Source organism: Okeania hirsuta (genome assembly GCF_003838195.1).
Classification (GTDB): Bacteria; Cyanobacteriota; Cyanobacteriia; order Cyanobacteriales; family Microcoleaceae; genus Okeania; species Okeania hirsuta.
Genome location: NZ_RCBY01000340.1, coordinates 1 through 5,908, shown reverse-complemented (window position 1 = coordinate 5,908; position 5,908 = coordinate 1). Strand labels below are relative to the sequence as shown.

Here is a 5,908-nt window from a genome sequence, read left to right as displayed (position 1 = left end):
GCGTCAATCCTATCCGTTTTCAAGGAGAGGTAATAATTAATTATTAATTATTAATCGTTGAACACCTACCACCTTCTTATTTCCTAACCTTTAATCCTGTCATAGTTTCAAGTTCTTGTCTGAATAATAAAGCATATCGACTAGGGATATCAACCAAGGTAACGCTTTCATTATTTTGTGCATCCAAATAAACAATTGCTATTTGAACCCTAGCTTGTTTATCTATAGCACTAATTATTCCACCTACAGGAGAAAGAATACCTTTAGCAATACTTTTTCTGACTTGAGTTTTCGCATAATCTCCTGTAGAAAGTTCTGTAATTTGTTCTTTCTTTAAAGTAAAATTAGCATCTTGATATTCTTCTTTATCAAATTCTATATCCAGGCGCTTACCCGAAATATCTACGTTGACTTCGCATTGATTTAACTCCCCATTATTATTATTTAAACAATGAGCACCATGAGTTCTAGCTAAGGCAATATTAGCTGGAAAAAATAATGAAGCAATAGAGACAAGAGCAATTAATTGTTTTTGCATAATTTTAGCCATTTTAATTAATAAAAGTCAGGAGTCAGGAGGAAGAAAGAAGGAAGTTTTTGGCGTTGCATAGTGACGAATGATTTTAGATTTTTGATGAACAGGATTTTGGATTAATCAATTGCTAGAATGATTGATATTAGGTTTTTTTAGTCAAAGTCTAAACTAATTTTTGGCAATATCATTCCATAATGTGCAACCCCAAGTTTTTTATCACGCTATTAAACGGACATGATATTAGTTATATAGGAGAGAAGGAATAAATGGATACTGAAAAGTTGCCCCTCCCAGTCTACAAACCCCAAAAAGCTTGTAGAAACTATTGAGGCGGTGGAGTATTACAACAGATTTCACCATGGCGTGAGGTACATCCTTCGCAGGCAAGATGCCCGCACTATCAACATCTTAACGTTAATATTTGTACTTCATATACAACCGAATCTGCTGTAAACCCATGAAGAAAAAGGTTAGTGGTGCATTGTAATGGTATAGTTGCCACTGGGAGCATCTTGCTCCCGTTCTAATGATTTTTGCCATGATATAGCCAGAGAGAGCATTTTATACCATTTCTGAATAATAATGCTATATTTGATTACCATCTCCCTACTCCCCTACTCAAGGAAACATAGAAAAGTTTTTGAGGTTTGGTATTATTCAGAACTACGAATCTGTAAACCAGTCAAAATTTCTAAATCTTTCATTAGAGGTTCGCTTTGTTTTGTAGGAATATCAATCATAGTGACATTTTTATTGTTTTGATAATCCACATATTCAATAGCTAACTGAGTCCTGTCCTGTTTAGCAAACATACCAACTAAAGCTCCCAACGGACCGAGAATTAAACTGGCACCAATAGTTTCTTTGGCTCTTTTTTTAGCATATTCACCAGTTGAAATTTCAGTAATTTGATTACCTCTCAACTTCATATTAACATCTTGAAATTTTTCAGATTTAAAATTCATTTCCAGGCTGTTATTTCGGTCTGAGATAATAACTCTACACTTTTTCATTTCACCACTAATAATATTCAGGCAGTGAGCGCCATGTTCTCCAGCTAAAGCCTGGTTGTTACTCCAAACAACTGTAGCAATAGATATCAAAATAGCAATTTTTTTCATACTCTTAATGTAGTGAATTAATACTTAATCAGATTGACTAAAGCTTTTTATATATTAGCTCTAATAAACCTAAACTATATTATATTATCTAGAGAATTAGTGTTGGATAATTAACAGTATCAAGAATAAAAAACATCTATAGCGCTACCCGCTAGGGAACAGGGAATAGTGAACTGTAAAAGTGTTTTAGGATTGAAAAATGTCCTAACCAATTCTTGTAATGCTATAAAGTTGATATCGATAAAATTATGGCCAATTTCATTAGTATCCCCATCCACTTTTTCCTTCTTCCTTCTTCCAGGTTACTTAGGTCTTGCTAAAAGTAATTTTAATTAATTTTATGCTCAGTAACTAAAGTTAAACTAACCCATTCTCCTTTCTCATTATAAGTACGAATAAGTCGTTGACGAAGGTCAGGTTTAATTAACCAACCAGCTTCAAAAAATACAGGTTTTCTCAACTCAACTTTAATCGGCAAAGTAGCAGAAGCACCATCAGGAATAAGTAAGACTTTTACAGGTTGAGAACCTTGGTCAAAGTGTAAAATAGAGCCTTCAATTCTCGCAGTAGAAGTAATTATTTTCTGATTAGTATTACCAAAAGTAATTTGCTGCAATAATCGACCTGTATTATCAATTTTTAACTCCATTTGAGTTGGATAAACATCCGGTGTCCGCAAATCGGGATAAATAGTAATAGCTTCTCCCTGCCATTTCCCTAATAAAGCATCTACTGTGAGAGTTGGATTTTCTAAAGCATTTGTACCTGCTCGTTTTTCTCGAATTAAAGTTAATGTTTGGAAACTTCCATCCTGGTTAAATAATTCTACTAAACGAAGACGACGATTTTGATTAATAAAACTAAACTCAGCGCCATTAACTGAAATTGGTGATATTTGAATTGAACCTTGAGAAAAAGCACCATCTTCAAAAAACATAGTATCTTTGCCAAAGGTTTGATATTCTCTGACTAATTCATTAACTTTTGGCTGAGAATTATCCCCTGAAGAAGTAAAGCGACGAAGAGTGAGACGGACTGTTTTATTCTGATCATCCAAACTTTCTAAAATCAGAATACTAGGTGTATCTTCAACTATATCTCCTTGAGCAGAAATTTTAGTAAATGAACCATGCCATTCACCAAGATTTTGTAAAAAGTTTTCCCACTGTGTTTTCATATTTTCTAACAAATTTATTGATATTTATAGCAGAAGGAAGAATTCAATAATTGATAATTGATAATGGATAATTGATAATTACCTCTCCCGAAAGCGGATAGGATTGAATAAAAGGAAAATTTTTTCTTGTTTCTCATTTAAAGGAGAGGCTTTAAACCTTAATTATTCGGTAAGAAGAAGAAAGAAGGAAGAAGGTAAAATTTTGCTTTGTCTGAATTTTAAACTTTTGATATAGCAATTTCCATACTATGTTTGTGTATAAATCTAGGAAATTATTAAGTTTATTTTTGACTTTTTTCCTCAATAAATTTAGTATTATTTTTTCTGTAGCGGGTTTAATACCTCACCGTCAACAGGAGTGCTTAAAATTGTTTGGGGTTATAAGAAACGAAGTGCCATGTCGGATACTATCCATAAGTAATTTTCCCTTCTGACTTCTGCCTTCTGCCTTCTGCCTTCTTTAATCATAATTAATATTTTTCCCATCAAAACTAATTGAACCTGGACCAAAAGAATAAATCATTAACAATCCTCCAATTAATCCAAGATTTTTCATAAAAGCAATTTCCTGAGAAGCATCTGCAAAAAGATTGTGGAAAATTACAGTACTTGGAATTAAAAATCCTATTAATAAAAGTGCGCCATAACGGGCTTTATAACCTACTAAAACAGATAATCCACCTATTAATAAAACAGCAATTGTCGGAAATAAAAGCCAACCAGGAATTCCAGCAGATGCCATATATTGTTGAGCACTTGCTGGATCTAAAATTTTACCAATACCTGATTTGATAAAAACTGCAGAGAGAAATATTCTACCTAAGAGTGATGTCCACTTTTGTAAATTATTCATGTTGCTTTGGCTAGTATACTTTTTCGTTTACTATTTTATTTGATATTTACAACTATAGATATTGATTTTTTGTAAAACTTCATACAATATATCGGGAATAGGAAATGGGAAACATCGCAGCAATATTAGGAATGATTTATATCATGTCTCTTTGAATACCCACAATACAAAATTTAGGGAATAGGGAATAGGGAATAGGGAGAAATTTATCAGAGAAAACATTTTTATTATGGCTAATTAATGAGACTTGATATTAGGATTGTTATTTGAAAAAGCAAGAAGGAAAAAGTATCTGGGGATACTAATGAAATTGGCCATAATTTTATCGATATCAACTTTATAGCATTACAAGAATTGGTTAGGACATTTTTCAATCCTAAAACACTTTTACAGTTCACTATTCCCTGTTCCCTAGCGGGTAGCGCTATAGATGTTTTTTATTCTTGATACTGTTAATTATCCAACACTAATTCTCTAGATAATATAATATAGTTTAGGTTTATTAGAGCTAATATATAAAAAGCTTTAGTCAATCTGATTAAGTATTAATTCACTACATTAAGAGTATGAAAAAAATTGCTATTTTGATATCTATTGCTACAGTTGTTTGGAGTAACAACCAGGCTTTAGCTGGAGAACATGGCGCTCACTGCCTGAATATTATTAGTGGTGAAATGAAAAAGTGTAGAGTTATTATCTCAGACCGAAATAACAGCCTGGAAATGAATTTTAAATCTGAAAAATTTCAAGATGTTAATATGAAGTTGAGAGGTAATCAAATTACTGAAATTTCAACTGGTGAATATGCTAAAAAAAGAGCCAAAGAAACTATTGGTGCCAGTTTAATTCTCGGTCCGTTGGGAGCTTTAGTTGGTATGTTTGCTAAACAGGACAGGACTCAGTTAGCTATTGAATATGTGGATTATCAAAACAATAAAAATGTCACTATGATTGATATTCCTACAAAACAAAGCGAACCTCTAATGAAAGATTTAGAAATTTTGACTGGTTTACAGATTCGTAGTTCTGAATAATACCAAACCTCAAAAACTTTTCTATGTTTCCTTGAGTAGGGGAGTAGGGAGATGGTAATCAAATATAGCATTATTATTCAGAAATGGTATAAAATGCTCTCTCTGGCTATATCATGGCAAAAATCATTAGAACGGGAGCAAGATGCTCCCAGTGGCAACTATACCATTACAATGCACCACTAACCTTTTTCTTCATGGGTTTACAGCAGATTCGGTTGTATATGAAGTACAAATATTAACGTTAAGATGTTGATAGTGCGGGCATCTTGCCTGCGAAGGATGTACCTCACGCCATGGTGAAATCTGTTGTAATACTCCACCGCCTCAATAGTTTCTACAAGCTTTTTGGGGTTTGTAGACTGGGAGGGGCAACTTTTCAGTATCCATTTATTCCTTCTCTCCTATATAACTAATATCATGTCCGTTTAATAGCGTGATAAAAAACTTGGGGTTGCACATTATGGAATGATATTGCCAAAAATTAGTTTAGACTTTGACTAAAAAAACCTAATATCAATCATTCTAGCAATTGATTAATCCAAAATCCTGTTCATCAAAAATCTAAAATCATTCGTCACTATGCAACGCCAAAAACTTCCTTCTTTCTTCCTCCTGACTCCTGACTTTTATTAATTAAAATGGCTAAAATTATGCAAAAACAATTAATTGCTCTTGTCTCTATTGCTTCATTATTTTTTCCAGCTAATATTGCCTTAGCTAGAACTCATGGTGCTCATTGTTTAAATAATAATAATGGGGAGTTAAATCAATGCGAAGTCAACGTAGATATTTCGGGTAAGCGCCTGGATATAGAATTTGATAAAGAAGAATATCAAGATGCTAATTTTACTTTAAAGAAAGAACAAATTACAGAACTTTCTACAGGAGATTATGCGAAAACTCAAGTCAGAAAAAGTATTGCTAAAGGTATTCTTTCTCCTGTAGGTGGAATAATTAGTGCTATAGATAAACAAGCTAGGGTTCAAATAGCAATTGTTTATTTGGATGCACAAAATAATGAAAGCGTTACCTTGGTTGATATCCCTAGTCGATATGCTTTATTATTCAGACAAGAACTTGAAACTATGACAGGATTAAAGGTTAGGAAATAAGAAGGTGGTAGGTGTTCAACGATTAATAATTAATAATTAATTATTACCTCTCCTTGAAAACGGATAGGATTGACGC

General features: G+C 32.9%; 8 protein-coding genes. 3 read left to right on the top strand and 5 right to left on the bottom strand.

What is annotated here, in order from left to right:
• Window positions 1-76: 76 nt before the first annotated feature.
• The 5 genes from D5R40_RS29690 to D5R40_RS29675 all read right to left on the bottom strand — a co-directional run bounded on the left by D5R40_RS29690 (window position 77) and on the right by D5R40_RS29675 (window position 3,686).
• Window positions 77-538, bottom strand: a complete 462-nt coding sequence (locus tag D5R40_RS29690; protein WP_124147406.1) for a hypothetical protein — start codon at window positions 536-538, stop codon at window positions 77-79.
• Between the two features lie 467 nt (window positions 539-1,005).
• Window positions 1,006-1,137 (bottom strand): hypothetical protein, encoded by a 132-nt coding sequence (locus D5R40_RS41605; RefSeq protein ID WP_275670459.1) that lies wholly within the window; start codon window positions 1,135-1,137, stop codon window positions 1,006-1,008.
• Between the two features lie 51 nt (window positions 1,138-1,188).
• Entirely contained in the window at window positions 1,189-1,656 is a 468-nt protein-coding gene (locus tag D5R40_RS29685) for a hypothetical protein (RefSeq protein WP_124147407.1), read from the bottom strand.
• 328 nt (window positions 1,657-1,984) lie between these two features.
• Entirely contained in the window at window positions 1,985-2,833 is an 849-nt protein-coding gene (locus D5R40_RS29680) for a DUF3598 family protein (protein WP_124147409.1), read from the bottom strand.
• 460 nt (window positions 2,834-3,293) lie between these two features.
• Window positions 3,294-3,686 (bottom strand): DoxX family protein, encoded by a 393-nt coding sequence (locus D5R40_RS29675; protein WP_124147408.1) that lies wholly within the window; start codon window positions 3,684-3,686, stop codon window positions 3,294-3,296.
• A gap of 566 nt (window positions 3,687-4,252) precedes the next feature.
• Between D5R40_RS29675 and D5R40_RS29670 the strand changes: the two genes are divergently transcribed.
• From D5R40_RS29670 to D5R40_RS29665, 3 genes are all read left to right on the top strand, one after another.
• Window positions 4,253-4,720, top strand: coding sequence for a hypothetical protein (locus D5R40_RS29670; protein WP_124147407.1), 468 nt, complete (start codon window positions 4,253-4,255; stop codon window positions 4,718-4,720).
• Window positions 4,721-4,771: 51 nt separating this feature from the next.
• On the top strand, window positions 4,772-4,903 hold the full coding sequence (locus tag D5R40_RS41600) for a hypothetical protein (RefSeq protein ID WP_275670459.1): 132 nt from the start codon (window positions 4,772-4,774) through the stop codon (window positions 4,901-4,903).
• 467 nt (window positions 4,904-5,370) lie between these two features.
• The gene (locus D5R40_RS29665) at window positions 5,371-5,832 is read left to right on the top strand and encodes a hypothetical protein (RefSeq protein ID WP_124147406.1); all 462 of its coding nucleotides are present in this window, start codon (window positions 5,371-5,373) and stop codon (window positions 5,830-5,832) included.
• The last annotated feature ends 76 nt before the right edge of the window (window positions 5,833-5,908 follow it).